We start from the raw sequence: 26,535 nt of genomic DNA, 5'->3' as shown, positions 1-26,535 counted from the left end.
CGTCCGTATCGCAGCGCCGAAGGCACGCCCGATGCGCGGCCGCGCCGCGCAGGCGCCGAAGGCGGCGCACGCGCACCGTATCGCGACAAGGCAGACGGCTACGGCGAGAAGCGCAGCTTCGGCGAACGCCGTACGTCGTCCGACCGCCCGGCTCGCCGCAGTGACGACGATGCACGCCCGCGCCGTGCAGGCGCAGAAGGCGGTGCACGCGCACCCTATCGCGACAAGGCAACCGGCGAAGGCGCGAAGCGCAGTTTCGACGATCGCCGTACGCCGTCCGACCGCCCGGCACGCCGCAGCGATGACGATGCACGGCCGCGCCGCGCAGGTGCCGAAGGCGGCGCACGCGCACCCTATCGTGACAAGGCAACCGGCTACGGCGAAAAGCGCAGCTTCGGCGAACGCAGTACATCGTCCGACCGCCCGGCTCGCCGCAGCGACGACGATGCACGACCGCGTCGCGCAGGCGCCGAAGGCGGCGCACGCGCCCCCTATCGCGACAAGGCAACCGGCTACGGCGAAAAGCGCAGCTTCGGCGAGCGCAGCACATCGTCCGACCGCCCGGCACGCCGCAGCGACGACGATGCACGACCGCGTCGCGCAGGCGCCGAAGGCGGCGCACGCGCACCCTATCGCGACAAGGCCACCGGCGATGCGCCGAAGCGCAGCTTCGGTACATCGTCCGACCGCCCGGCACGCCGCAGCGACGACGATGCGCGCCCGCGCCGCGCAGGCGCCGAAGGCGGCGCACGCGCCCCCTATCGCGACAAGGCAACCGGCTACGGCGAAAAGCGCAGCTTCGGCGAGCGCCGCTCGACCGCCACTGCGCCGAAGACCGCACAACCGGTCAAGCACCGCGCCGCCGACATCGATCACGGCGACGAAACCGGCCTGATGCGCCTGTCGAAGCGCATGTCCGAACTCGGCCTGTGCTCGCGCCGCGAAGCCGACGAATGGATCGAAAAGGGCTGGGTGCTCGTCGACGGCGAACGCATCGACACGCTCGGCACCAAGGTCCGTCCCGACCAGAAGATCGAGATCGACGAGCGCGCGAGCGCCGCGCAGGCCGCGCAGGTGACGATCCTGCTGCACAAGCCGGTCGGCTATGTGTCCGGCCAGGCGGAAGACGGCTACGAGCCCGCGTCGGTGCTGATCACGCGCGCCAACCAGTGGAGCGGCGACCGCTCGCCGCTGCGCTTCTCGCCGCAGCATCTGCACGCGCTCGCACCGGCCGGCCGGCTCGACATCGATTCGACCGGCATGCTCGTGCTGACGCAGAACGGCCGGATCGCGAAGCAGCTGATCGGCGAGCAGTCGGACATCGACAAGGAGTACCTGGTGCGCGTGCGCTTCGGCGAACGGCTGCTCGACATCGACCAGCACTTCCCCGCCGAATCGCTCGCGAAGCTGCGCCACGGCCTCGAACTCGACGGTGTCGCACTGAAGCCCGCGATGGTGAGCTGGCAGAACGGCGAACAGCTGCGTTTCGTGCTGCGTGAAGGCAAGAAGCGCCAGATCCGCCGGATGTGCGAACTGGTCGGTCTCGAAGTGATCGGCCTGAAGCGCGTGCGCATGGGCCGCGTGATGCTCGGCGCGCTGCCGCAAGGGCAATGGCGCTACCTGTCGCCCGACGAATCGTTCTGACAGCGGGCACGCACGGCGTGCCACGCAATGAAAAAGCCCGCGCAAGCGGGCTTTTTCGTTTCCGACACGACGACGGCGCGCAACATCGCGCACCGCCGCGTGCCGGTCAGTCGTCGTCAGTCGGATCGAGCCCCGGGAACAGCACCTCGGTGAAGCCGAAGCGCGTGAAGTCGGTGATCCGCATCGGATACAGCTTGCCGATCAGGTGGTCGTATTCGTGCTGGACGACCCGCGCGTGGAAGCCTTCCGCCACGCGGTCGATCTTCGCGCCGAACTGGTCGTAGCCGCTGTAGCGCACCTTCGCATAGCGGCTGACGACGCCGCGCATGCCCGGCACCGACAGGCAGCCTTCCCATCCCTCTTCCATGTCCGGCGGCATGTACTCGAGCTTCGGGTTGATCAGCACGGTCTCGGGCACGGGCGGCGCATCCGGATAGCGGTTGTTGCTGCCAAAGCCGAAGATGATGAGCTGCAGCCCGATGCCGATCTGCGGCGCGGCGAGCCCCGCGCCGTTCGCGTGATGCATCGTCTCGAACATGTCCGCGACGATCTCGTGCAGTTCCGGCGTGTCGAACTGCTCGACCGGCTTGGCGACTTCGAGCAGGCGCGGATCGCCCATCTTCAGGATCTCGCGAATCATGGCGTGTTGCCCTCCAGGAGTTGGTGCAGTCCGTCTTCGTCCAGTACGGGGATGCCGAGTTCCTCGGCCTTCGCGAGCTTGCTGCCGGCATCGGCGCCCGCGACCACGTAATCCGTCTTTTTCGATACCGAGCCCGCGACTTTCGCGCCGGCCGCTTCGAGCATCTCCTTCGCCGCATCGCGGGTGAGATTCGGCAGCGTGCCCGTCAGCACGACCGTCTTGCCGGCCAGCACACCCTGCGGCGCCTTCGGCGCGGGCGGGCCTTCGGCCCACGTGACCTTGCCGGGCGCGCGCAGCTGCTCGATCACGGTGCGGTTGTGTTCTTCCGCGAAGAACTGGTGGATCGACTCGGCGACGATCGGCCCGACGTCGTTGACTTCGAGCAGTTCCTCGATCGACGCGTCCATGATCGGGGTCAGCGACCCGAAGTGCTTCGCGAGATCCTTCGCGGTTGATTCGCCGACATGGCGGATCCCGAGCCCGTAGATGAAGCGCGCGAGCGTCGTGTGCTTCGCCTTCTCGAGCGAGTCGAGCAAATTCTGTGCGGACTTCTCGGCGAACCGGTCGAGTTCCGCGAGCGTCGCGAAACCGAGATTGAACAGGTCGGCCGGCGTGCGCACGAGATTCAGTTCGACTAGCTGATCGATGATCTTCTCGCCAAGCCCGTCGATGTCGAGCGCGCGACGCTGCGCGAAGTGCCACAGCGCCTGCTTGCGCTGCGCCGGGCAGAACAGGCCGCCCGTGCAGCGCGCGATCGCCTCGTCCGGCAGCCGCTCGATCTTCGAGCCGCACACCGGGCACTCGGTCGGCATCACGAATTCGGCCGCGTCTTCCGGCCGGCGATCGAGCAGCGCGCCGACGACTTCGGGGATCACGTCGCCCGCACGCCGCACGATCACGGTATCGCCGATCCGGATGTCCTTGCGGCGCACTTCGTCCTCGTTGTGCAGCGTCGCGTTGGTCACCGTCGCGCCGCCGACGAACACGGGTTCGAGCCGCGCGACCGGCGTGATCGCACCCGTGCGGCCGACCTGCACGTCGATCGCGACGAGCTTGGTCAGCGCTTCCTGTGCGGGAAACTTGTGCGCGAGCGCGAAGCGCGGTGCGCGCGACACGAAGCCGAGGCGATCCTGTTCGTCGCGCCGGTTCACCTTGTAGACGACGCCGTCGATGTCGTACGGCAGCGACTCGCGCTTCTCGCCGACCTTGCGAAAGAAGCCGAGCAGGCCGTCGGCGCCGTACACGACCGCGCGCTCGCGGTTCACCGGCAGGCCGAACGACTCGTACCAGTCGAGCAGCGCGCTGTGCGTGTCAGGCATCGGCATGCCGTCGAGCACGCCGATCCCGTACGCGAAGAACGACAGCGGACGCTGCGCGGTGATCTTCGGATCGAGCTGGCGCAGGCTGCCGGCCGCCGCATTGCGCGGGTTCGCGAATTCGCGCTGCTCAGCCGCGCGCTGGCGTTCGTTCAGGCGTGCGAAATCGCGCTTGAACATCAGCACCTCGCCGCGCACGTCGAGCAGGGCCGGGACGTGCGCGCCCTTCAGCTTCAGCGGGATCGAGCGGATCGTGCGGACGTTCTCCGTCACGTCCTCGCCGGTCGTACCGTCGCCGCGCGTCGACGCCTGCACGAACACGCCGTGCTCATAGCGCAGCGAGATCGCGAGCCCATCGAACTTCAGCTCGCACGCATATTCGACAGGGTCCGTCACCGAGCCGGCGAGATCGGTCGTCTTGTCGAGCGCATCGGCGACACGCTTGTCGAACGCGGCGATGTCCTCGTCGGCGAAGCCGTTGTTCAGCGACAGCATCGGCGCATCATGGACGACCGGCGTGAAACCGCCCGCCACTTCGCCGCCGACGCGCTGCGTCGGCGAATCGGGCGTCACGAGTTCGGGATGATCGGTTTCGAGTTGCTGCAGCTCGCCGAACAGTCGATCGTATTCGGCGTCGGGCAGGTCCGGCTGGTCGAGCACGTAATAGGCGTAATTCGCCCGCTCGAGTTGGTCGCGCAACCACGCGGCACGCGCGTCGGGCTGGCTGGCTGGCGGTTCGGCTTGGGTTCGGGCCATGCTGGCGGCAGTTTCGTTCTGAAAAATCGGATGTTCGATTATCTCAGTTTGACGCCGCGACGGGGGCACGCGATGCGTGCCGCGCAAGCCGGCTGCAGCGCACACAGGCCGCGTGTGTGCGGCAGTGCAGCGACGGACGGTGGCACCGATGGCCACCGCCCGTGAAACGCGTTACTGGCTGAACAGGCGTCGCGTGACCGGCGAACCGGCCGGGATGCCCGCTTCCTCGAGCTTCGCGTACAGCTTCATCAGTTGCTGGTCGATCGCGACGAGCGTCGATTCCGGCAGCGGCCGGCGCGAATCGTCGACGACCCGCGCACCGATCCGCTCGGACAGCGACTTCGCGTAGTCGCACATCAGCCGGAACGGCAGGATGTCCTCTTCGGCGACCGGCACGTCGAGCACCAGCGTGATCATGTTGCCGCCCTTGTACGTCAGGTCGTCGCGCAGGAAGTTCGTGTCGCCGAACTGCAGCATGAACACGGGGTTCTGCTTCGCGTCGAGCTTCACGAAACGCGTGCCGTCGCGCGACAACAGCAGCCCGTCCTGCGATGCGACGGCCTGCACGTAGTTCGCCGACCACGGCGCGCCGTCCGACATCACGTTGATCGACAGCTGCGCGTCGCACTGCGCGGCAAAGCCGTCGAGCTCGCGCGCCATCGCGACCGTCTCCATCATGTCCGGGAATTCCGGTGCGCCGTCGATCGCATCGGCGAACTGCTGGACGCCCGTCACGAACTCGGAGAATTCGAGCTCGTTCAACGCGCCGCTGCGGTTCGCGAGCTGCGCGGCCGCGCGCAGTTCTTCATAGCGCACGCCGTTCTGCAGCAGTTCCCACTGGCCGCCTTCCGGCTTGCCTTCGATATGCACGGGCTTGCTGCCCGCGCGGCGCAGCCGCTGCGCGGCCGGCAGGATCTTCTCGCCCGGCAGCGACCCGCCGAGGCGAATCGGCACGATGCAGTCGATCCGGCGGTCGACGATCGCGGGCGGTGCCGACGAGACCGTCGTCGCGGCCGGCAGCACGGGTTCGGCCGATTCGTTCGATACGTCGCCGGCCGGCGCTTCATGTGCGGCGGCGACCGAACCTGCGTCGACGGACTGCCTGGCCGGCTGCTCGGTCGATTCCGACGGCGTGTCGCCCCCGGTGGCCTCGGCCTGCAGATCGGCCGGCATGTCGGCAGGCGCCACGCCGCCGAAGGTCGGCTCGACGCGCGCTGCTTCAGCCGGCGTGCTCGCGACGCCCGGCGCCGGTGCCGCAGGTTCGCGGCGCGCGGGCTGGCGCACCGGCTCGATGAACGGCAGCTCCTCGTCGCGCTCGGGGCGATTCATCGCCTCGGCCGCCTCTTCCGGCATCGGGCGCGGCATCCTGCGCCGCACCTTCGCGCCCTGCCACGCGTTGTAGACCACGACGCCGCCCACCACGACGGCGCCGGCGCCGATCAAACCGAGTGTCAACTCGTCCATGCACGCTCCATCAGCAATTCTTTTTCGTCGGACCCGCGAACGGGCGCCCATGCGCCGCGCGAACGCGGTCCGGTTTCGTCAAACGTCAATTCTGGGCAAAACCCGCGGCGGTTTCCATGTCCACCGCGACGATCCGCGACACGCCCTGCTCCTGCATCGTCACGCCGATCAGTTGCTGCGCCATCTCCATCGCGATCTTGTTGTGCGAGATGAAGAGGAACTGCGTCTTGGTGGACATCGCGCGCACGAGATTCGCGAAACGCTCGGTGTTCGCGTCGTCGAGCGGCGCGTCGACCTCGTCGAGCAGACAGAACGGCGCCGGGTTCAGCTGGAACATCGCGAACACCAGTGCGGTGGCGGTCAGCGCCTTCTCGCCGCCCGACAGCAGGTGGATGGTCGCGTTCTTCTTGCCCGGCGGCTGCGCCATCACCTGCACGCCCGCGTCGAGGATTTCGTCGCCCGTCATGATCAGCTTCGCCTGGCCGCCGCCGAACAGGCGCGGGAACAGGTCGCTGAAGTGACGATTGACCTCGTCGAAGGTGCCCTGCAGCAGCGTGCGGGTTTCCTGGTCGATCTTGTGAATCGCGTCCTCGAGCGTCGTGATCGCATCGGTCAGGTCGGCCGACTGCGCATCGAGGAACACCTTGCGCTCGCTCGCGGCCTTCAGCTCGTCGAGCGCGGCCATGTTCACCGGGCCCAGCGCGTTGATCGCGTTGTTCAGGCGCGTGACCTCGCCCTGCAGGTACGACGGTTTCAGGTCCGGCGTCAGCTTCTCGCTCAGCGCTTCCTCGTCGACCTCGGCCGTCGTGAGCTGCTCGGCAAACTGCTCGACGGACAGGCGCGCGGCCTGCTCCTTCAACTGCAGCTCGGTGATGCGGTCGCGCAGCGGCTGCAGCGAACGCTCGGCGACGAGACGCTGCTCGTCCGACGCGCGCAGCTTCGCGGTCAGGTCGTCGAGTTCGATCCGCGCGGCCTGCAGCGCTTCTTCCTTCACCGCGCGAATTTCGAGCGCGTCCTGCAGGCCCGTGTGCGCGGTCTGCTCGTTGATCGTTTCGAGTTCGGCGCGCGCGTCTTCCAGCGACGCGGCGACGCGCTCGCTCTGCTCGTGCGCGACCTGGATGCTGCGCTTGAGCTCGTCGATCCGCGTGACCGCGTTGCGCGCGGCGAAGCGCGCGTCGTTCGCGCCGCGCTCGAGATCACGCGCTTCCTGGCGCGCCTGGGTCAGCGATTCGTCGAGCGCTTCGAACGCGAGCTGGTTGTCCTCAAAGCGCGCCTGCAGTTCCGCGAGTTCGCCGTCGAAACGCTCGAAGTTCGCTTCCGATTCAGCACGCAATGCGCGCTGCTCGTCGATCTGCGCGCCGATTTCCTCGAGTTCCTCGCGGATCTGCGTGCTGCGCTGCGTGTAGCGTTCATGCGCCTGCGCGAGCTTCAGCACGTCCATCTGCAGCGCGTGCACGCGCTGCGTCGCGCGTTCGGCCTGCGCGCGCACGTCGCCGAGCGCCTGCGTGGCCTGCGTGTGCGCGGCTTCCGCCCGCACCGCGGCCGTGCGGGCCTCGTCGGCGAGGAGCGCCTGCGCACGCACCTGGCGGGCCAGGTTCTCGATTTCCTGCTGGCGGGCCAGCATTCCGGCCTGCTCCGAATCGGCCGCGTACAGTTGCACGCCGACGCGCGTGACGATGTGGCCGGCCTTGACGACGAACGCGCCGCCTGCCGGCAGTTGCGCACGCGTCGCGAGCGCCTGCGCGACGTCGTCGGCAACGTACACGTTGCCGAGCCAGTCGTTCAGCACCGCACGAATGCCCGCATCGTCGATGCGCACGAGCGACAGCACCGGGCGCAGCCCGGCCGCGGCGGCCGGCGGTTCACCGGCGGCCGGCGGCGCGTAGAACGCAAGCTTCGCGGGTGGCGCATCGGTCGCGAACGCCTTCACCCAGTCGAGGTTCGACACTTCGAGCGCGGCGAGGCGCTCGCGCAGCACGGCCTCGAGCGCCGCTTCCCAGCCCGCTTCGACGTGCAGCTTCTTCCACAGGCGCGGCAGCGCGCCGAGTTCGTGCTTGTCGAGCCACGGCTGGATCTTGCCTTCGGTCTGCACGTTCTCCTGCAGCTGCTTGAGTGCGGCGAGCCGCGCCTCGAGCTGGTGGATCTGCGTGCTTTCGGCCTGCACGCGCTCCTGCGCGGCACGGCGTTCGCCGTCGAGGCGCGGCAGCGCTTCCTGCGCATCGGCAAGACGCGCCTGCGCCTCGGCGAGGATCTCTTCCTGCTCGGCGAGCTGCATGCGCAACTCTTCGAGCTGCGTTTCGTCCGGCGCATCAAGCCCGCCCGCCTCGGACTTCAGGCGCTCATGGCGCTGCTGAAGCTGCTGGAGCTGCTGGTCGGCATTGCGCTGGTGCGCGGCCTCGAGCTTCAGCGACTGCTCGGTCTGCGCAATGCGCGCGCGCTCGTCGTTGAGCTGCGCCTGCGCATCGCGCCACTTCGCTTCGAGCGCCGGCAGCGCGTCGTGTTTCGCGGCCGCGTTGTCTTCAGCGAGCGCGGCCTTCTCGTCGGCCATCGCGCGCGCTTCCTCGGCTTCCTCGAGCTCGTCCTGCGCCTTCTCGGCCTGCGCGCGCCATTGCTCGCGCTGCGCGTTCAAGGCGGCGATCTGCGCCTGCACGCGGTTGCGCGATTCAACGATGAACTTGATCTCGGCCTCGAGGCGGCTCACTTCGGCGTTCGCCTCGTAGAGCGCGCCCTGCGCGCCCTGCATCGCGTCGCTCGCCGAGTAATGCGCGACCCGCAGCGTCTCGAGCTGCGACTCAACCTCGCGCAGCCGGGCCGTCTGCGCCTCGAGGTCGATCTGCGCCTGCTCGATCGCGCGCTGCTGCTTCTGCTGCTCGCCCGCGGCCTCGTTCTTGCGCAGCAGCCACAACAGGCGCTGCTTCTCCTCGCCATCGGCGACGAGTTCCTTGTACCGGGTCGCGACGACGGCCTGCGCCTCGAGCTTCTCGAGGTTCGCGCCGAGCTCGCGGACGATGTCCTCGACGCGCGTCAGGTTCTCGCGCGTGTCGTGCAGGCGATTCTCGGTCTCGCGGCGGCGTTCCTTGTACTTCGACACGCCCGCGGCTTCCTCGAGGAACACGCGCAGCTCTTCCGGCTTCGCCTCGATGATCCGCGCGATCATGCCCTGGCCGATGATCGCGTACGCACGCGGGCCGAGGCCCGTGCCGAGGAAGATGTCCTGGATGTCGCGGCGGCGCGCCGGCAGGTTGTTGATGTAGTAGCTCGACGTGCCGTCGCGCGTCAGCACGCGCTTCACGGCGATCTCGCCGTACTGGCCCCACTGTCCGGCCGCGCGGCCGTCGGAGTTGTCGAAGATCAGCTCCACGCTTGCCCGGCTGCCGGGTTTGCGGGCGGTCGAGCCGTTGAAGATCACGTCCTGCATCGACTCGCCGCGCAGCTCGGACGCGCGCGACTCGCCGAGCACCCAGCGCACGGCATCGATGATGTTGGACTTGCCGCACCCGTTCGGGCCGACCACGCCGACTAGCTGGCCCGGAACCTGGAAATGCGTGGGATCGACAAAGGATTTGAAGCCAGCGAGTTTGATCGAGCTCAGACGCACGGCGGTATCGGATGTGAAGAAGGTGTGAAACGGACGGGCCGCGACGCGCGGGGCCGGACGGCCCGTGTGCGCGATGCGCCCCGGAATTCAAAAGCGGGGCCGCGCGCATCCAGCGTTGGGCCCCGCAAACGGCTTCCATCATACCATCGCGCGCGCGCCGTCCCGCCCGTCGCCGGGTTTGCCCCGTGCCGGCGCGGCACGATGGACCCGGCTCGACAGCAGCGTCGCCAGCACGATGCACGCGCCGCCCGCCCACTCGCGCGCGCTCGGCAGTTCGCTCGCGAACACCCATGCGGACAGCGCGGTGATCACGATCTCGAACAGCATGATGATCGACGCGCGGTTTGCCGGCACGCGCGCAAGCCCGTATTGCACGAGCAGGTTGTTCACCGCGATCGTCACGCCGATCGCGACGATGATCAGCGCGGCGGTGCCGAGCTGGCCGCCGGCCGGCGCGGCCGGCAGCCCCTCGAACAGCGACGCGATCGCGCCGAACACCGCCGCGCCTCCGAACAGCGTCGCGGTGCGCATCTCGGCGCGCATCTCGGGCAGCTCACGGCTCGCCTTGATCACGAGCACGTTGCTCATCGCGAAACTCAGGCCGGCCGCGAGCCCCGCCCATTCGGCCGGGTTGGCCGGCAGCGGCACGCCGAGCGTCGGCGACCACAGCATCAGCATCGCGCCGCCGATCGACAGCGCCGCGAGCCCCGCGCCGGCCCAGGTCAGGCGCTCGCGCAGCAGGAAATGCGCGTAGATCGCGGTCCACGCCGGGGTCAGGTAGAACAGCAGCATCACGCGCAGCACTTCGCCGTGGATCGTACCCCACACGAAGCCGAGGTTGGTCACGCCGGCCGTGATCGCGATGCCCGGCAGCACCCAGTGCCAGCGCAGCGTCGCGATCGTGCGGTGGCGCACGACGATCACGAACAGGAAAGCGACGAGGCTCGTCAGCGCGCTCGCCAGCGTGCCGGTGAGGCCGAGCGACGCAAGGATGCGCAGCGGATACCAGATCAGGCCCCATACCGAAGCGCCGATCAGGATGGCCAGCGTCGGCAGGCTGCCGCGTACCGCGTTATTCATTTGGTTCGATACCCTTTATTCGACCGGCCCGGCCGCCGCTCCGGCGGGCCGTGACCGCATTGCGTCACGCTATAATCGTCCGCTGCGAGCCGCGCGCCGTCGGCGCCCGTTCGCAACCGTGCGGCACCTGCGCCGCCCCTTTCGCTCCAACCGGCCGCGACGGCCGCTTCGCCCGTGAACCCTCGACTCGACTCGCTCCAGCCCTATCCCTTCGAAAAGCTGCGCGCCCTGTTCAAGGACGTGACGCCCGGTGCCGGTATGCCCGGTGCCGGTACGCCCGGCGCCGGCCTGAAACCGATCAGCTTCGGCATCGGCGAGCCCAAGCACCCGACGCCGGCGTTGATCCGCGACGCCGTGGTGGCCGCGCTCGACGGCCTCGCGTCGTACCCGGCCACGGCCGGCTCGGACGCGCTGCGCACGTCGATCGCGCACTGGCTCGAACGCCGCTACGGGCTGCCGGCGATCGATCCGGCCACGCAAGTGCTGCCCGTGTCGGGGTCGCGCGAGGCGCTGTTCTCGCTCGCGCAGACGGTGATCGACTCGCGCGCGAGCGCGGACGGCAAGAAGGCGATCGTACTCTGTCCGAATCCGTTCTATCAAATTTACGAAGGCGCGGCGCTCCTGGCCGGTGCCGAACCCTATTTCGCGAACAGCGACCCGGCGCGCAACTTCGCGTGTGACTACGCGGCCGTGCCCGACGAGGTCTGGGCGCGCACCCAGCTGCTGTACGTGTGCTCGCCGGGCAACCCGACGGGCGCCGTGCTGACGCTCGACGACTGGCGCGAGCTGTTCGCGCTGTCCGACCGCCACGGTTTCGTGATCGCGTCCGACGAGTGCTATTCGGAAATCTATTTCGACGAAGCGGCGCCGCCGCTCGGCGGCCTCGAGGCCGCGCACCGCCTCGGCCGCGGCTTCGAACGCCTCGTGATGCTGTCGAGCCTGTCCAAGCGCTCGAACGTGCCGGGCATGCGCTCGGGTTTCGTCGCCGGCGACGCCGCGCTGCTCAAGAAATTCCTGCTGTACCGCACGTACCATGGTGCCGCGCTGTCGCCGGTCTGGCAGCACGCGAGCATCGCCGCGTGGAACGACGAGGCGCACGTGCGCGAGAACCGCGCGCTGTACCTGCAGAAGTTCAACACGGTCACGCCCATGCTGGCCGACGTGATCGACGTGAAGCTGCCCGACGCCGCGTTCTACCTGTGGGCCAACGTCGCGCGCACCGGCCTGTCGGACACCGAGTTCGCCCGCCGCCTGTACGCCGACTATAATGTGACGGTTCTGCCCGGCTCGTACCTGGCGCGCGACGCGCATGGCACGAATCCGGGCCGCGATTTCATCCGGATCGCGCTCGTCGCGGGCACCCCTGAATGCGTCGAGGGCGCGCAACGCATCGTCGATTTCTGCCGGGCTCTCGCGCGGTAAGACGTCCATCCCGATCAATTCCATTCATCTTCTGCGAAAACGAACATGTCGCAACAACTTCAGCAAATCATCGATACCGCCTGGGAAAACCGCGCCGAGCTGTCGCCGAAGGCCGCGCCCGCCGACGTCCGCGAAGCCGTCGCTCATGCGATCGAGCAACTCGACCGTGGCGCACTGCGCGTCGCCGAGAAGATCGACGGCAACTGGACCGTGCACCAGTGGCTGAAGAAGGCCGTGCTGCTGTCGTTCCGCCTGGAGGACAACGCGCCGATGCCGGCCGGCGGCTACTCGCAGTTCTACGACAAGGTGCCGTCGAAGTTCGCGAACTACACCGCTGAAGACTTCGCCGCGGGCGGCTTCCGCGTCGTGCCGCCGGCCATCGCGCGCCGCGGCTCGTTCATCGCGAAGAACGTCGTGCTGATGCCGTCGTACACCAACATCGGCGCGTACGTCGACGAAGGCACGATGGTCGACACGTGGGCCACGGTCGGTTCGTGCGCGCAGATCGGCAAGAACGTGCACCTGTCGGGCGGCGTCGGCATCGGCGGCGTGCTCGAACCGCTGCAGGCGAATCCCGTCATCATCGAGGACAACTGCTTCATCGGCGCGCGCTCGGAAGTCGTCGAAGGCGTGATCGTCGAAGAGAACTCGGTGATCTCGATGGGCGTGTACCTCGGCCAGAGCACCAAGATCTACGATCGCGAAACGGGCGAAGTCAGCTACGGCCGTATCCCGGCCGGCTCGGTCGTCGTTGCCGGCAACCTGCCGTCGAAGGACGGCTCGCACAGCCTGTACTGCGCGGTGATCGTGAAGAAAGTCGACGCGAAGACCCGCGCGAAGGTCGGCCTGAACGAGCTGCTGCGAGGCGACTGATGGCCAAGCCGCACACCGTGGTCGTCTACGGCATTCCGAACTGCGACACCGTGAAGAAGGCCCGCGTGTGGCTCGACGATCACGGCGTCGAGTTCGAGTTCCACGACTTCAAGAAGCTCGGCGTCAGCGCACCGCTCGTCGAAGACTGGCTGAAGGACGTGTCGCTCGACGCGCTCGTGAACAAGCGCGGCACGACGTGGCGCGGCCTGGACGACGCCATGAAGGCGGCCGCGGAAACGCGGTCCGGCGCGGTCGCGCTGATGATCCACAAGCCGTCGGTCATCAAGCGTCCCGTGCTCGTCGTCAACGGCCGCGTGAAATCGCTCGGCTTCGTGGCCGATCAGTACGCGGCGCTGTTTGCCGCCTAGGGCCGCCCGCGCTGCGCCCGCGGGTGCAGCCCGACGTCTCGTCACTGCCGGCCACCGCGCCGGCATTTTTTATCGAAAGTGGTCCGAACCATGTCCGCCACCCTAGCCCTTACCGAACAGCTGATCGCCCGCGCGTCCGTCACGCCCGACGACCAGCATTGCCAGCAGATCATGACCGAGCGCCTCGCCGCGCTCGGCTTCGAATGCGAGACCATCGCGTCGCACGGCGTGACCAACCTGTGGGCCGTCAAGCGCGGCGCCGACGGCCGCGACGGCAAGCTGCTCGCGTTCGCGGGCCACACCGACGTCGTGCCGACCGGCCCGCTCGAGCAGTGGACCTCGCCGCCGTTCATCCCCGCGCATCGCGACGGCAAGCTGTACGGCCGCGGCGCGGCCGACATGAAGACGTCGCTCGCGGCGTTCGTCGTCGCATCCGAGGAATTCGTCGCGGCCCACCCCGGCCACCGCGGCGCGATCGCGTTCCTGATCACGAGCGACGAGGAAGGCCCGGCCACCGACGGCACCGTGAAGGTCGTCGAACTGCTCGAAGCGCGCGGCGAACGCCTCGACTACTGCATCGTCGGCGAGCCGACCTCGACCACGGAGCTCGGCGACGTCGTGAAGAACGGCCGCCGCGGCTCGATGTCGGGCGAGCTGGTCGTCAAGGGCGTGCAGGGCCACATCGCATACCCGCACCTCGCGAAGAACCCGATCCACCTGCTCGCGCCGGCGCTCGCCGAGCTCGCCGCCGAACAGTGGGACGAAGGCAACGAATACTTCCCGCCGACCACCTGGCAGGTGTCGAACCTGCATGCCGGCACCGGCGCGACCAACGTGATCCCCGGCCACGCGGACCTGATGTTCAACTTCCGCTTTTCGACGGCGAGCACCGTCGAGGGCCTGCAGGCACGCGTGCATGCAATCCTCGACAAGCACGGCCTCGAATACACGCTGAAGTGGTCGGTGAGCGGCCTGCCGTTCCTCACGCCGCGCGGCGACCTGTCGAACGCGCTGGAGAACGCGATCCGCGCCGAGACCGGCCTCACGACCGAGCTGTCGACGACGGGCGGCACGTCCGACGGACGCTTCATCGCGCGCATCTGCCCGCAGGTGATCGAGTTCGGCCCGCCGAACGGCAGCATCCACAAGATCGACGAGCACATCGACGTGCGCTTCGTCGACCCACTGAAGAACGTGTACCGACGCGTGCTCGAACAATTGATCGCCTGACGGAGCCTCGCATGACGACACCATTTGCAACGATTCGCGACCTGCTGCGCTACGCGGTCACGCGCTTCTCGAAGGCCAAGCTCGCATTCGGCCACGGCTCGGACAACGCGTACGACGAAGCCGCCTACCTCGTGCTGCACACGCTCGACCTGCCGCTCGACACGCTCGAGCCGTTCCTCGATGCGCACCTGCTGCCCGATGAAATCGCGGCCGTGCTCGCGGTGATCGAACGACGCGCGACCGAGCGCGTGCCGGCCGCGTACCTCACGCATGAAGCGTGGATGCACGGCCACCGCTTCTACGTCGACGAGCGCGTGATCGTGCCGCGCTCGTTCATCGGCGAGCTGCTCGACGACGGGCTGCAGCCGTATGTCGCCGACCCCGAGCAGGTTGGCGCGGTGCTCGAGCTGTGCACCGGCTCCGGCTGCCTCGCGATTCTCGCCGCCAGCGCGTTCCCGAATGCCGAGATCGACGCCGTCGACCTGTCCGACAAGGCACTCGAAGTCGCCCGGATCAACGTGAGCGACTACGGCCTCGACGAGCGCATCACGCTGCATCGTGGCGACCTCTACGCGCCGCTGCCCGCGTTCCGCGCGGAACCCGACGCGCGCTACGACGTGATCCTGACGAACCCGCCGTACGTGAACGCGACGTCGATGGCAGCCCTGCCGCCCGAGTACCGGCACGAGCCGGAGATGGCGCTCGCGGGCGGCGAGGACGGAATGGACATCGTGCGGCGAATCATCTCGGAAGCGCACAAGTGGCTGCACGACGACGGCGTGCTCGTCGTCGAGATCGGCAACGAGCGCGAACACGTCGAAGCCGCGTTCGGCGGCCTCGAACTCACGTGGCTGCCCACCAGCGCGGGCGACGACACGGTGTTCCTGATCCAGGCGTCGGACCTGCCGCGCAAGGCCTGACGGCGCGCCGCGGCTGCAACCGTGCGGTACGGCACACCGCTGTCCCGCACGGTTGGGTAAGATGCGCGTAAGCGGCCGTCGCGCCGCACGACCTCAGGAGTCCGTCACGCGCCCATGACCCTCGACTGGCTACATCTCGGCACCCTGATCCTGGCCGTCCATGTGCTCGGGATCATCGCGGCGTGTCACGCGCTCATGAACACGCGCACGTCGCAAGGCGCGATCGCGTGGGCCGTGTCGCTCGCCGCGATGCCGTACCTGACGCTCATCCCCTACCTGTTCCTCGGTCGCAGCAAGTTCTCCGGCTACGTCGACGCGCGGCGCCACGAGATGGAAACGTTGCGCACGCACACGCCGCGCGTGCCATGGCTCAATGCGGACGCAACCAACGGGCCGGCGGTCGACGCGATTGGCCGGGCTGCGGTGCTCGCGCTCACGCGGCTCGGCGGGATGCCGTTCGTCGGCGGCAATTCGGTGCGCACGCTCGTCAACGGCGATGCGACCTTCGAGGCGATCCTGTCGGCGATCGACTCGGCGCGCGATTACGTGTTCGTCCAGTTCTTCATCGTGCGCGTCGACGCGCTCGGCCTGATGCTGCGCGACGCGCTGCTCGCACGCGCGGCAGCCGGCGTGCGCTGCTACCTGTTGTACGACAGCATCGGCTGCTTCGACCTGCCGCACAGCTACGTCGACACGCTGCGCCGCGGCGGCGTCGAGGTCCATCCGTTCGCGACCCACCGCAAGTTCGTCAACCGCTTCCAGCTGAACTTCCGCAACCATCGCAAGATCGTCGTCGTCGACGGCAATCGCGCGTTCGTCGGCGGACACAACGTCGGCGTCGAATATCTCGGCGCGAACCGGCGCCTGTCGCCGTGGCGCGACACCCATATCGAAATCCGCGGCCCGGTGGTCGCCAGCATTCAGTACGTGTTCGCCGAAGACTGGCACTGGGCCACGCAGACGCTTCCGCCGCTCGCCGCGCCGCCGGAGGCGCTGCCCGGCGACGCGATGCATTGCCTCGCCGTGCCGATGGGGCCGGCCGACAAGCAGGAAACCGGCTCGCTGTTCTTCGTCGGGGCGATCAACGCCGCGCACGAACGGGTGTGGATCACGACGCCGTATCTCATACCCGACGAAGCGGTGATCGCCGCGCTGAAGCTCGCGGTGATGCGCGGCGTCGACGTGCGTATCCTGATCCCGTGCCGGCGCGACCACTACGTCGTGTTCGAGGCGTCGAAGCTCTATGCGCGCGATCTCGTCGACGCAGGCGTCAAGGTGTTCCGCTACCGGCCCGGCTTCCTGCACCAGAAAGTCGTGCTGATTGACCGCATCGCGGCCGCGGTCGGCAGCGCGAATCTCGACAACCGCTCGTTCCGGCTGAACTTCGAAATCATGGTGCTGACCGTCGATCGCGCGTTCGCCGACGAAGTCGAGGCCATGCTCGACGCCGATTTCGCGCAGGCCTACGAAGTCGATGCGAACGAGTATCGGCACTCGCCCGCGTGGCGGCGCATCGCCATGCACGTCGCGCGCCTGTTCGCACCCATCCTGTAGCGCCCGTAGCGCTCGCCCGAGCGCCGGCCCGGCGCCGCCCGGATGGCGGCACCCGCTTTCGCCCCATCCGGCCCGGCACCGCAGTCACGGCCCGTTCGGTCCGGACGGCCCGCTCGCCGCTTCACGGCGTTACAGCAGCTTGTCGATATCCGCGGCGATTTCCTCGGGCTTCGTCGACGGCGCATAGCGCTTGACGATCCGCCCGTCGCGGTCGACCAGGAATTTCGTGAAATTCCACTTGATCGCCTTCAGGCCGAGAATGCCGGGCGCCTCGTCGGTCAGATAGCGGTACAGCGGATGCGCATGGTCGCCCTTCACGTCGACCTTCGCGAACATCGGGAACGTGACGCCGTAGTTGCGCTCGCAGAACGCGCCGATCTGCGTGGCGTCGCCCGGCTCCTGCTTGCCGAACTGGTTGCACGGAAAGCCGAGCACGAAGAAGCCGCGCGCCGCGTACTGGTCGTACAGTTTCTGCAGGCCCGCATACTGCGGCGTGAAACCGCACTCGCTCGCGGTATTGACGATCAGCAGCACCTTGCCGCGATACGCATCGAGCGACGCCGGCTCACCGGCGAGCGTCTCCGCGCTGAACGAATACAGGGTGGACATCGGGCACTCCTTTTATGAGACCGGAACGACGTGGAGTCTAGGCGAAATCGCGCCGTTGCGGCACCCGCCGTTCGGCCGATATCCGGAGCGACGCGCGCGCAGTCTAGAATAGCGGTTTTGGTCAGTCATTCCCGCCGTGATCCGTTTCAATCAGTTCAGCCTTGCTCGAGGCACCAAACCGCTGTTCGAGTCGGCCTCGTTCGTGCTCAATCCCGGTGAAAAGGCCGGCCTGATCGGCGCGAACGGCGCCGGCAAATCGACGCTGTTCTCGGTCCTGCGCGGCGAGCTGCATTCCGACGCCGGCGATTTCTCGATGCCGCCGTCGTGGCGGATCGCCCACGTGTCGCAGGAAACGCCCGCGGTCGACCGCTCGGCGCTCGACTACACGCTCGACGGCGACACCGCGCTGCGCGAGATCGAGGCGCGCATCGCCGCCGCGTCGGCCGCGCATGACGGCGCGGCCGAAGCCGACGCGCACGCGGCGTTCGCCGACGCCGACGGCTATACCGCACCGGCGCGCGCCGAAGCGCTGCTGCTCGGCCTCGGCTTCACGCTCGCGCAGACGCGCGAGTCGGTCGCCAGCTTCTCCGGCGGCTGGCGCATGCGCCTGAACCTCGCGCAGGCGCTGATGTGCCGCTCCGACCTGCTGCTGCTCGACGAACCGACCAACCACCTGGACCTCGACGCGATCGTCTGGCTCGAGGACTGGCTGCACCGCTACGCCGGCACGCTCGTCGTGATCTCGCACGACCGCGAATTCCTCGACTCGATCTGCAACGTCACGCTGCATCTGGAAAATCGCCAGGTGAAGCGCTACGGCGGCAACTACTCGCAATTCGAAGTGCTGCGTGCGCAGCAGCTTGCGCTGCAGCAAAACGCATACGAAAAGCAGCAGAAGACGATCGAGCACCTGCAGAGCTTCGTCGACCGCTTCAAGGCCAAGGCGACCAAGGCCAAGCAGGCGCAGAGCCGGATGAAGGCGCTCGAGAAGATGGAGCTGATCGCGCCCGCGCACATCGCGTCGCCGTTCACGTTCGAGTTCCGCACGCCCGACGCCGCGCCGAACCCGATGATGGTGATGGAAGACGTCCGCTGCGGCTACCATGCCGACGACGGCACGGACATCCCGATCGTCGAACGCGTGGCGCTGTCGATCCAGAACGGCCAGCGCATCGGCCTGCTCGGCGCAAACGGCCAGGGGAAGTCGACGCTGATCAAGACGCTGGCCGGCACACTCGCACCGCTGTCGGGCCACGTGCGCGACGGCAAAGGCCTGACGATCGGCTATTTCGCGCAGCACCAGCTCGAAACGCTGCGCGAGGACGATTCGCCGCTCGCGCATCTCGCACGGCTCGCGCCCGACACGCGCGAGCAGGAACTGCGCGACTTTCTCGGCGGCTTCAACTTCTCCGGCGACATGGCGACGAGCCCGGTCGGCCCGTTCTCCGGCGGCGAGAAAGCGCGGCTCGCGCTTGCGCTGATCATCTGGCAGAAACCGAACCTGCTGCTGCTCGACGAGCCGACCAACCACCTCGACCTCGAAACGCGTCACGCGCTGACGATGGCGCTCGCGCAGTTCGAAGGCACGCTGATCCTCGTCTCGCACGACCGCCACCTGCTGCGCGCGACCACCGACCAATTCATGCTCGTCGCGAAGCACCGCCTGCAGCCGTTCGACGGCGACCTCGACGATTACCGCGACTGGCTGCTGCAGCACGCGGCCGAGCAGCGCGCGGCCGCGAAGGCCGACAGCGCGGCAGCGACGGGCGCCGATACGGGTGTCAATCGCAAGGACCAGAAGCGCCAGGCGGCCGAGGAGCGCCAGCGCCTGTCGCAGCTGAAAAGGCCGCTGCAGAACCGCGTCACGAAGCTCGAAAAGGAAATGGAAACGCTGCACGCGGAGAAGGCGCGCCTCGACACGTTCGTCGCCGATCCGGCGAGCTACGAGGCCGCGCGCAAGACGGAGCTGACCGAAGCGATCCGCAAGCTCGGCGAGGTCAATACCCGGCTCGAGACAGTCGAAGCCGACTGGCTCGCCGTGCAGGAAGAGCTCGAGCAGATCGGCTGAACGCGAGCCGGGTGCCGTCGGCTGGTCGCTTGATCGGTGGCGTGGCATCCATGGCGGCGTCAAGACATGGCGGCGTCAAGACCCCACGAACCGGGCCGGCTGCATGCGGCCCGCAAACGACAAGGCCGGGCGCCCTGGCCCGGCCTCTTCATTGCAGGTATGACTGTCGTTGTCGGGTCGGCCACCCGCTCAACGCCGCGGCAACGTATCGCGCGGCAGTTGCTCGTCATCGTCCATCAGGTGACGCCGCCCTTCGGTCGGCTGGCGGATCGCCGCGGCGACTTCCGCTTCCGTCACGTCCTCGGACACGACCCGGCGTGCCAGGCGCCCTTCTTCGTCGATCCACTCCACGATCCGGCATCCGCCGCCCCACGGGTGAACGATGGGCTCCGATACGCGGCAGCCGCGCAGGTTGTAAAGGCGTCCGCTGGCCGCATCCCCATACTGTTTGAACATAGGTTCCCTTCCATTGCGCGGTTCGACAATCCGGCAAAGGATAGGGAAAAGCGATGTCCGGCGGGTTACAGAAGCCTACATATTCTTTACAACGAATTACGCGACAGATCGTGGCCGGCCGCCGCGCACGGGTGCCGGCCACGCACGGTCATTCGAGATCGCGCACGCGGTCGATCGCCTGCTCGATCCGCTCGACGGCCATCACGTTCAGCCCTTCGATCGGCTGCTTCGGCGCATTCGCCTTCGGGATCAGCGCGGCCGTGAAGCCGAGCTTCGCGGCCTCGCGCAGCCGTTCCTGGCCACGCGGGGACGGCCGGATCTCGCCCGCCAGCCCCACCTCGCCGAACACGATCAGGCCCTTCGGCAGCGCCTTGTTGCGCATCGACGAATGGATCGCGAGCAGCACGGCGACGTCAGCAGCCGGTTCGGTGATCTTCACGCCACCCACCGCGTTCAGGAACACGTCCTGGTCGAAACACGCGATGCCCGCGTGCCGGTGCAGCACCGCGAGCAGCATCGCGAGCCGGTTCTGCTCGAGGCCGACCGCGAGCCGGCGCGGATTCGGCACGTGCGCCGTATCGACGAGCGCCTGGACTTCGACGAGCAGCGGGCGCGTGCCTTCCTGCGTGACGAGCACGCAGGAACCCGGCACGACCTGCTCGTGCTGCGACAGGAACAGCGCGGACGGGTTCGCGACGCCGCGCAGCCCGCGCTCGGTCATCGCGAACACGCCGAGCTCGTTGACCGCGCCGAAGCGGTTCTTGAACGCGCGCACGAGCCGGAACGACGAATGGGTGTCGCCCTCGAAGTACAGCACCGTGTCGACGATGTGCTCGAGCACGCGCGGGCCGGCGAGGTTGCCCTCCTTCGTCACGTGCCCGACCATGATGATCGCCGTGCCGGACTGCTTCGCGATGCGCGTGAGCTGCGCCGCGCATTCGCGCACCTGCGCGACCGAGCCCGGCGCCGACGTCAGCGCTTCGGAATAGACGGTCTGGATCGAGTCGATGACGGCGACGTCCGGGCGTTCCGCGTCGATCGCGGCCTGGATCTTCTCGAGCTGGATCTCGGCGAGCAGCTTCAGCTCGGCCGCCGGCGCGCCGCCGTCGAGCAGCGCGAGCCGTTGCGCGCGCAACGCGATCTGCGCGGCCGATTCCTCACCGCTGATATAGAGTGCGCGGCGCTCGTTCGCGATGTCCGCGAGCGACTGCAGCAGCAGCGTCGACTTGCCGATGCCCGGATCGCCGCCGATCAGCACGACGCCTCCCGGGACCAGCCCGCCGCCCAGCACGCGATCGAATTCGCCGATGCCGGTGGAGAAGCGCGGCACGTCGGCCGCCTCGATGTCGACGAGCCGCTGCACCGGCGCCCGCTTCGCGAGCGACTGGAAGCGATGGGCGGCCGGCGACTCCGCGACCGATTCGACGAGGGTGTTCCAGGCCTGGCACGACGGGCATTGCCCCTGCCACTTCGGGGTTTGTCCGCCGCACTCGCTGCAGACATAGACGGTTTTCTGTTTCGCCACGCGTGCCGCCCTTATTCCGCGCGCACCGGTACGCGGCCGGCGACCGCGCACATTAGTTCATAGCCGATGGTCCCGCAATGGCGCGCGACGTCGTCGATCGGCAACGCGTTGCCCCACAGCTCGACCCGCGCGCCGACCCCGGCCTGCGGGCACGGGGTGAGGTCGACGGTGATCATGTCCATCGACACGCGGCCGACGATCCGCGTGCGGATGCCGTCGACGATCACCGGCGTGCCTTCGGGCGCGACGCGCGGATAGCCGTCCGCGTAGCCGCACGCGACGACGCCGATGCGCATCTGGGCCGGCGCGGAGAACGTCGAGCCATAGCCGATCGCCTGCCCCTTCGCGATCGTCTGCACCGCGATCAGCTCGGATGCGAGCGTCATCGCAGGCTTCAGCCCCGTGTCGGCGATGTCGGCCGACAGTCCCGACGGCGACGCGCCGTACAGGATGATCCCCGGCCGCACCCAGTCGAAGTGCGTATCCGGATGCCACAGCACGGCCGCCGAATTCGCGAGGCTACGCGCGCCGGCGATGTTTTCCGCGCCGCGCTCGAACGTCGCGAGCTGCTCGGCGACGCCGCGCTCGTTGTCGGCGTCCGAAAAATGGGTCATCAACGTGATCTGGCCGATGCCGGGGCACGCACGGGCGCGCTCCCACGCGGCGCGGTATTTCTCCGGCACGTAGCCGAGCCGGTTCATTCCGCTGTTCATCTTGAGCTGCACGTTGACGGGCTTCGACAGCCGCGCCGTCTCCAGCATCCGCATCTGCTCGTCGTTGTGGACGGTGGTCGTCAGGCTGTAGCGGTCGATCACGTCGATGTCGGTCGAGCGGAAGAACCCCTCGAGCAGCAGGATCGGGCCGGCCCACCCAAGCTCGCGCAGCTTCACGGCCTCGTCGAGGTCGAGCAGGCCGAAGCCGTCGGTGCCGCGCAGGCCGGGAAACACGCGCGCGAGACCGTGGCCGTACGCGTTGGCCTTGACGACCGTCCAGACCTTGGACGGGCCGGCAAATCGGCGGACGACGGAGAGATTGTTCGCGAGAGCGGCGGTATGGATGGTGGCGGAGATCGGGCGCGGCATGGGAAATTTACGTAAAGACGCTTGCGAATCATCAGCTTACCGCGCCTTTTGAGCACCGAAGCCGACAATTTGCGGAACGATCGGGGAATCTTGCTAGTCCGAATTGCCGTATTTTCGTGTTATAAAGCCGTGCGCACAACCCATTTCGAACGGAATAAGCCGATCGCATACCAGGCGGCCTACGCGGCCCTGCCGCAGCGACGAAAGCATCGCATCAGATGAAAAAAGGTTTTTACACCATCATGGCCGCGCAGTTTTTCTCGTCGTTGGCCGACAATGCGCTTCTCATCGCCGCCATCGCCCTGCTGAAAGACCTTCACGCCCCCAACTGGATGACACCGCTGCTCAAGCTGTTCTTCGTGTTGTCCTATGTGGTGCTGGCGGCCTATGTCGGTGCGTTCGCCGATTCGCGTCCGAAGGGGCGCGTGATGTTCATCACCAACTCGATCAAGGTGGTCGGCTGCCTGATCATGCTGTTCGGCGCCCACCCGCTGATCGCGTACGGGATCGTCGGGTTCGGCGCCGCGGCCTACTCGCCCGCGAAATACGGCATCCTGACCGAGCTGCTGCCGGCCGACCGGCTCGTCGCCGCGAACGGCTGGATCGAAGGCACGACCGTCAGTTCGATCATTCTCGGCACCGTGCTCGGCGGCGCGCTGATCAGCCCTCACATCGCATCGCACGTGATCGCGCACACGCCCGCCTGGATCAGCACGCCCGCCGAAGCGGCGATGGCGATCATCATGGCGATCTACGTGATCGCCGCGATGTTCAACCTGCGAATTCCCGATACCGGCGCGCGCTACCCGAAGCAGGAGCGCGGCCCGGTCAAGCTCCTCACCGATTTCGCCGACTGTTTCATGGTGCTCTGGCGCGACAAGCTCGGCCAGATCTCGCTCGCGGTCACGACGCTGTTCTGGGGCGCGGGCGCGACGCTGCAGTTCATCGTGCTGAAGTGGGCCGAAGTCTCGCTCAACATGTCGCTGTCCGAAGGCGCGCTCCTGCAGGCCGTGGTCGCGGTGGGCGTCGCGGGCGGCGCGATCGCCGCCGCCGCGCGAATCCCGCTGAAGAAGTCGCTCTCCGTTCTGCCCGTCGGCATCATCATGGGCATCGCGGTCATGCTGATGGCGTTCTACACGCGCGACCTGTTCCCCGCGCACTGGGCCGTGCATTTCGGCCACCTGCGCCTGCCGGTGTACCTGATCGTCGCGTACATCTTCCTGATCGGCGTCGGCGCGCTGTCCGGCTATTTCGTGGTTCCGATGAACGCGCTGCTGCAGCATCGCGGCCACGTGCTGCTGTCGGCCGGCCACTCGATCGCGGTGCAGAATTTCAACGAGAACCTGTCGGTGCTCGTGATGCTGTGCCTGTATGCGGTGCTGGTCTGGCTCGACGTGCCGGTCGGCGTCGTTATCGTGCTGTTCGGCACGTTCGTCTGCCTGACGATGTGGCTCGTGATGCGTCGTCACCAGGCGAACCAGCGCCAGTTCGACTCGGTCGCGCTGATCGGCGAGTCGCGGCACTGACGCTACACTTTCCGTTTCCGTCCGTCGGCGCCGGTCTTCGCACCGGCGCCTTGCCATCATGACGCACCCGATACCCAACGTCCTGACGATCGCCGGCTCCGACTCGGGCGGCGGCGCAGGCATCCAGGCCGACCTCAAGACCTTCTCCGCGCTCGGCGCGTACGGCGCGAGCGTGATCACCGCGCTGACCGCGCAGAATACGCGCGGCGTGAGCGGCGTGCACGCGCCGGACGCGGCGTTCGTGACCGCGCAGCTCGACGCGGTGTTCGACGACATCCGCATCGACGCGGTCAAGATCGGCATGCTCGCGAACGCGGCGATCGTGCATGCGGTGGCCGACGCGCTGCGGCGTTACGCGCCGCGCTTCGTCGTGCTCGATACGGTGATGATTTCCAAGAGTTCGCACGCGCTGCTCGCACCCGACGCGGTCGACGCGTTGCGCGACGTGCTGCTGCCGCTCGCGACCGTCGTCACGCCGAACCTGCCCGAAGCGGCCGCCCTGCTCGGCGACACGCCCGCGACGACCGAAGACGAGATGGTCCGGCAGGGCCAGGCGCTGCTGCAGACCGGCGCGAACGCCGTGCTGATGAAAGGCGGCCACCTGCCCGATGCGGCCGCGAGCCCCGACTGGCTCGTCGATGCGGCGCATGCCGTGCGGCTCGGCGGCACGCGCGTGCCGGTCAGCAACACGCACGGCACGGGCTGCACGTTGTCGTCGGCGATCGCCGCGCTGCTGCCGCGGCAGCCGGATCTCGAGAGTGCGGTACGCGAAGCGAAGGTCTACCTGACCGGCGCGATCGCCGCGAGCGGCCGGCTCGACGTCGGCCACGGCGTCGGCCCGGTCCATCACTTCCATCGCTGGTGGTAAGCGCCGGCTGACGCGGCGTCAGTCGTCCTGCGCGGCGAACGCCTGCGCGCGCGCCGGCCAGTCGTCCGGCACGATGAAGCCGCGCGCCGTCTCCCGCCACACACCGTCGCCGCCCTGTCGATGAACGCCGATCAGCGCGGGCGCCTGGCGCGCCGTCAGTACGGATGGCAGCGCAAGCGAATTCGCCAGCGGTTCGGGCGCGGCATCGGCCACCGCCCGCCGCGGCGCGAGCCAAGCCAGCCGCGCCAGCACGTTCCACGCCGCACCGTCGGGTTGCGCGGCCGCCCACGCCGGCCACTGCGCGTGCGTCAGCCAGAAGCCGCGCGGATGATCGGCCGCGATTTCCGCGCAGACCGGCGGCAGCGGCACACCGTGCGGATAGAACAGCCACCCCTTGATGAACATCTGCGCATCGGACGGCGCGCCGTAGCCGAGCAGCGCAAACCCGTGGCGATCGCTCAACCGCAACTGATGCTCGAGCAGCCGGCTGCGCTTGCGATCGAGGCGGTCGACGAGATTCGGACCGACGAAATCCGCGAGCGATGCGTCGCCCTCCACCGGCGCGCACAGGTAGCACTTCACGGCGAGCTCCCAGTGCAGGCGCTGCCCGCCCGGCGCATCGACGAGGAAATCGACCTCGCCGAGCGTCTTGCCGTTGCTGCGCAGCGGCAGATTGGCAGCGACGAGCCGCAGCGACGGCCCGTGCGTGAGGAAATATTCGAGCAGGCATTCGGCATAGCGTCCGAGCCGCACCGGCCGCAGCCCGTCGAGCGCACGGTGCAGCGGCTCGGGCGCGGCGTCGAGCGCGACGAGCCACGCTTCGACGGCCACCCGTTCGAGCGCATCCGACCACGGATGCGCGAGCGGCGCGCCGGGCGCCGCGGTGAGCAGGCTCGGGCTCCCGAGGAGCCAGCCCAGATCGCGGACCGCGGCATCGCGCAGCGTATCGACGAACGCGAACGCCGCGCCGTGCGTCATTGTCCGACCGGCCCGGTCGCGTCGGCGTCCCCCGCCTGCTGGAACGTATCGCGCGCAAGGCACAAGTCGGCCCACGCCTTCGACTTGTCCTGCAGGCTGCGCAGCAGGTACGCCGGGTGGTAGGTGACGATCACCGGTACGCCTTCGTACGTATGCACGCGGCCGCGCAGCGACGCGATGCTCGCGTCCGTCTTCAGCAGCGTCTGCGCGGCGAAGCGGCCGAGCGCGACAATCAGCTTCGGCTTCACGAGCGCGACCTGGCGCTGCAGGTACGGCTCGCAGCGCGCGACCTCGTCGGGTTCGGGGTTGCGATTGCCGGGCGGCCGGCACTTGATCACGTTCGCGATGTAGACGTTCTCGCCGCGTTTGAGCGCCAGCGACTGCAGCATGTTGTCGAGCAGCTTGCCGGCCTGGCCGACGAACGGTTCGCCCTGCTTGTCGCCGAGCTGCACGTACTGTTTCAGGTACGCGCTCGCGTCATCGAGCTTCTTCTGCTGGATCTTGATCAGCGCGAGCGCCATCAGCGGCGTCGGGTCCTTCGAGTCGAGCTTGCGCATC

21 protein-coding genes are annotated in these 26,535 nt (G+C 68.1%); 10 read left to right on the top strand and 11 right to left on the bottom strand.

The annotated features are described in order from the left end of the window. On the top strand, positions 1-1,644 hold a 1,644-nt coding region (locus F3J14_RS22765; protein WP_166724929.1), incomplete at its 5' end, for a pseudouridine synthase. Positions 1,645-1,750: 106 nt separating this feature from the next. Here F3J14_RS22765 and def read toward each other — a convergent pair. The 5 genes from def to F3J14_RS22740 form a co-directional block, all read right to left on the bottom strand. Continuing rightward, the gene (def, locus tag F3J14_RS22760) at positions 1,751-2,284 is read right to left on the bottom strand and encodes a peptide deformylase (RefSeq protein ID WP_166724928.1); all 534 of its coding nucleotides are present in this window, start codon (positions 2,282-2,284) and stop codon (positions 1,751-1,753) included. Further along, positions 2,281-4,356: an NAD-dependent DNA ligase LigA gene (gene ligA / locus F3J14_RS22755; RefSeq protein WP_166724927.1), complete on the bottom strand. Its 2,076-nt coding sequence runs from the start codon at positions 4,354-4,356 to the stop codon at positions 2,281-2,283. Before ligA ends, def begins: the two co-directional genes overlap by 4 nt. A gap of 171 nt (positions 4,357-4,527) precedes the next feature. Next, positions 4,528-5,820, bottom strand: a complete 1,293-nt coding sequence (locus F3J14_RS22750; RefSeq protein ID WP_166724926.1) for a cell division protein ZipA C-terminal FtsZ-binding domain-containing protein — start codon at positions 5,818-5,820, stop codon at positions 4,528-4,530. 85 nt (positions 5,821-5,905) lie between these two features. After that, a complete protein-coding gene (gene smc / locus F3J14_RS22745) occupies positions 5,906-9,418 on the bottom strand; it encodes a chromosome segregation protein SMC (protein ID WP_166724925.1) in 3,513 nt (1,170 codons plus the stop codon). A gap of 138 nt (positions 9,419-9,556) precedes the next feature. Continuing rightward, positions 9,557-10,498 carry a DMT family transporter gene (locus F3J14_RS22740; protein ID WP_166724924.1) on the bottom strand — a complete coding sequence of 314 codons (942 nt, stop codon included), beginning with the start codon at positions 10,496-10,498 and terminating at the stop codon, positions 9,557-9,559. Positions 10,499-10,672: 174 nt separating this feature from the next. Here F3J14_RS22740 and dapC point away from each other — a divergent pair, with 174 nt between their 5' ends. The 6 genes from dapC (at position 10,673) to cls (ending at position 16,865) form a co-directional block, all read left to right on the top strand. After that, a complete protein-coding gene (gene dapC / locus F3J14_RS22735) occupies positions 10,673-11,920 on the top strand; it encodes a succinyldiaminopimelate transaminase (protein ID WP_105784976.1) in 1,248 nt (415 codons plus the stop codon). Positions 11,921-11,965: 45 nt separating this feature from the next. Continuing rightward, positions 11,966-12,793, top strand: a complete 828-nt coding sequence (gene dapD / locus F3J14_RS22730; RefSeq protein WP_006759623.1) for a 2,3,4,5-tetrahydropyridine-2,6-dicarboxylate N-succinyltransferase — start codon at positions 11,966-11,968, stop codon at positions 12,791-12,793. After that, complete coding sequence (locus tag F3J14_RS22725) at positions 12,793-13,161, top strand: ArsC family reductase (protein ID WP_006755454.1); 369 nt, start codon at positions 12,793-12,795, stop codon at positions 13,159-13,161. Before dapD ends, F3J14_RS22725 begins: the two co-directional genes overlap by 1 nt. 90 nt (positions 13,162-13,251) lie before the next feature. Then, entirely contained in the window at positions 13,252-14,391 is a 1,140-nt protein-coding gene (dapE, locus tag F3J14_RS22720; protein WP_166724923.1) for a succinyl-diaminopimelate desuccinylase, read from the top strand. Between the two features lie 11 nt (positions 14,392-14,402). Beyond that, complete coding sequence (prmB, locus tag F3J14_RS22715; RefSeq protein ID WP_166724922.1) at positions 14,403-15,311, top strand: 50S ribosomal protein L3 N(5)-glutamine methyltransferase; 909 nt, start codon at positions 14,403-14,405, stop codon at positions 15,309-15,311. 114 nt (positions 15,312-15,425) lie between these two features. Further along, positions 15,426-16,865: a cardiolipin synthase gene (gene cls / locus F3J14_RS22710; protein WP_166724921.1), complete on the top strand. Its 1,440-nt coding sequence runs from the start codon at positions 15,426-15,428 to the stop codon at positions 16,863-16,865. Between the two features lie 129 nt (positions 16,866-16,994). On the opposite strand, the gene F3J14_RS22705 is transcribed toward cls, so the two are convergent. Then, entirely contained in the window at positions 16,995-17,474 is a 480-nt protein-coding gene (locus tag F3J14_RS22705; RefSeq protein ID WP_166724920.1) for a glutathione peroxidase, read from the bottom strand. A 136-nt stretch (positions 17,475-17,610) separates the two neighbouring features. On the opposite strand from F3J14_RS22705, the gene F3J14_RS22700 reads away from it, so the two are divergent. Beyond that, a complete protein-coding gene (locus F3J14_RS22700; protein WP_166724919.1) occupies positions 17,611-19,542 on the top strand; it encodes an ATP-binding cassette domain-containing protein in 1,932 nt (643 codons plus the stop codon). 189 nt (positions 19,543-19,731) lie between these two features. Here F3J14_RS22700 and F3J14_RS22695 read toward each other — a convergent pair whose 3' ends face one another. From F3J14_RS22695 to alr, 3 genes are all read right to left on the bottom strand, one after another. After that, complete coding sequence (locus F3J14_RS22695; RefSeq protein WP_006754544.1) at positions 19,732-19,998, bottom strand: DUF2866 domain-containing protein; 267 nt, start codon at positions 19,996-19,998, stop codon at positions 19,732-19,734. A gap of 148 nt (positions 19,999-20,146) precedes the next feature. Beyond that, complete coding sequence (radA, locus tag F3J14_RS22690; RefSeq protein WP_012364148.1) at positions 20,147-21,523, bottom strand: DNA repair protein RadA; 1,377 nt, start codon at positions 21,521-21,523, stop codon at positions 20,147-20,149. A gap of 11 nt (positions 21,524-21,534) precedes the next feature. Beyond that, a complete protein-coding gene (alr, locus tag F3J14_RS22685) occupies positions 21,535-22,605 on the bottom strand; it encodes an alanine racemase (RefSeq protein WP_166724918.1) in 1,071 nt (356 codons plus the stop codon). A gap of 218 nt (positions 22,606-22,823) precedes the next feature. Here alr and lplT point away from each other — a divergent pair, with 218 nt between their 5' ends. Both lplT and thiD read left to right on the top strand, forming a co-directional pair. Then, positions 22,824-24,131: a lysophospholipid transporter LplT gene (gene lplT / locus F3J14_RS22680; RefSeq protein ID WP_166724917.1), complete on the top strand. Its 1,308-nt coding sequence runs from the start codon at positions 22,824-22,826 to the stop codon at positions 24,129-24,131. Between the two features lie 58 nt (positions 24,132-24,189). Beyond that, complete coding sequence (gene thiD / locus F3J14_RS22675) at positions 24,190-24,999, top strand: bifunctional hydroxymethylpyrimidine kinase/phosphomethylpyrimidine kinase (protein WP_166724916.1); 810 nt, start codon at positions 24,190-24,192, stop codon at positions 24,997-24,999. 18 nt (positions 25,000-25,017) lie between these two features. Here the strand turns inward: thiD and F3J14_RS22670 are convergent, their stop codons facing one another. Next, positions 25,018-25,977: a DUF1853 family protein gene (locus tag F3J14_RS22670; RefSeq protein WP_166724915.1), complete on the bottom strand. Its 960-nt coding sequence runs from the start codon at positions 25,975-25,977 to the stop codon at positions 25,018-25,020. Continuing rightward, the coding region (locus F3J14_RS22665) for a uracil-DNA glycosylase (protein ID WP_247682272.1) at positions 25,974-26,535 on the bottom strand (562 nt) is incomplete at its 5' end. The genes F3J14_RS22665 and F3J14_RS22670, both read right to left, overlap by 4 nt.

Origin of the sequence: Burkholderia sp. Tr-862 (assembly GCF_011753085.1) — a bacterium.
GTDB classification, from domain to species: domain Bacteria; phylum Pseudomonadota; class Gammaproteobacteria; order Burkholderiales; family Burkholderiaceae; genus Burkholderia; species Burkholderia ambifaria.
Note: the sequence above shows the minus strand (reverse complement) of the source record. Positions and strands in the feature narration are given on the sequence as shown.

Bases quoted from the DNA above. Each gene is read 5' to 3' on its own strand.
- def (WP_166724928.1), bottom strand. From the start codon at position 2,284: ATGATTCGCGAGATCCTGAAGATGGGCGATCCGCGCCTGCTCGAAGTC.
- ligA (WP_166724927.1), bottom strand. From the start codon at position 4,356: ATGGCCCGAACCCAAGCCGAACCGCCAGCCAGCCAGCCCGACGCGCGT.
- F3J14_RS22750 (WP_166724926.1), bottom strand. From the start codon at position 5,820: ATGGACGAGTTGACACTCGGTTTGATCGGCGCCGGCGCCGTCGTGGTG.
- F3J14_RS22740 (WP_166724924.1), bottom strand. From the start codon at position 10,498: ATGAATAACGCGGTACGCGGCAGCCTGCCGACGCTGGCCATCCTGATC.
- dapD (WP_006759623.1), top strand. From the start codon at position 11,966: ATGTCGCAACAACTTCAGCAAATCATCGATACCGCCTGGGAAAACCGC.
- F3J14_RS22725 (WP_006755454.1), top strand. From the start codon at position 12,793: ATGGCCAAGCCGCACACCGTGGTCGTCTACGGCATTCCGAACTGCGAC.
- dapE (WP_166724923.1), top strand. From the start codon at position 13,252: ATGTCCGCCACCCTAGCCCTTACCGAACAGCTGATCGCCCGCGCGTCC.
- prmB (WP_166724922.1), top strand. From the start codon at position 14,403: ATGACGACACCATTTGCAACGATTCGCGACCTGCTGCGCTACGCGGTC.
- cls (WP_166724921.1), top strand. From the start codon at position 15,426: ATGACCCTCGACTGGCTACATCTCGGCACCCTGATCCTGGCCGTCCAT.
- F3J14_RS22705 (WP_166724920.1), bottom strand. From the start codon at position 17,474: ATGTCCACCCTGTATTCGTTCAGCGCGGAGACGCTCGCCGGTGAGCCG.
- F3J14_RS22695 (WP_006754544.1), bottom strand. From the start codon at position 19,998: ATGTTCAAACAGTATGGGGATGCGGCCAGCGGACGCCTTTACAACCTG.
- alr (WP_166724918.1), bottom strand. From the start codon at position 22,605: ATGCCGCGCCCGATCTCCGCCACCATCCATACCGCCGCTCTCGCGAAC.
- lplT (WP_166724917.1), top strand. From the start codon at position 22,824: ATGAAAAAAGGTTTTTACACCATCATGGCCGCGCAGTTTTTCTCGTCG.
- thiD (WP_166724916.1), top strand. From the start codon at position 24,190: ATGACGCACCCGATACCCAACGTCCTGACGATCGCCGGCTCCGACTCG.
- F3J14_RS22670 (WP_166724915.1), bottom strand. From the start codon at position 25,977: ATGACGCACGGCGCGGCGTTCGCGTTCGTCGATACGCTGCGCGATGCC.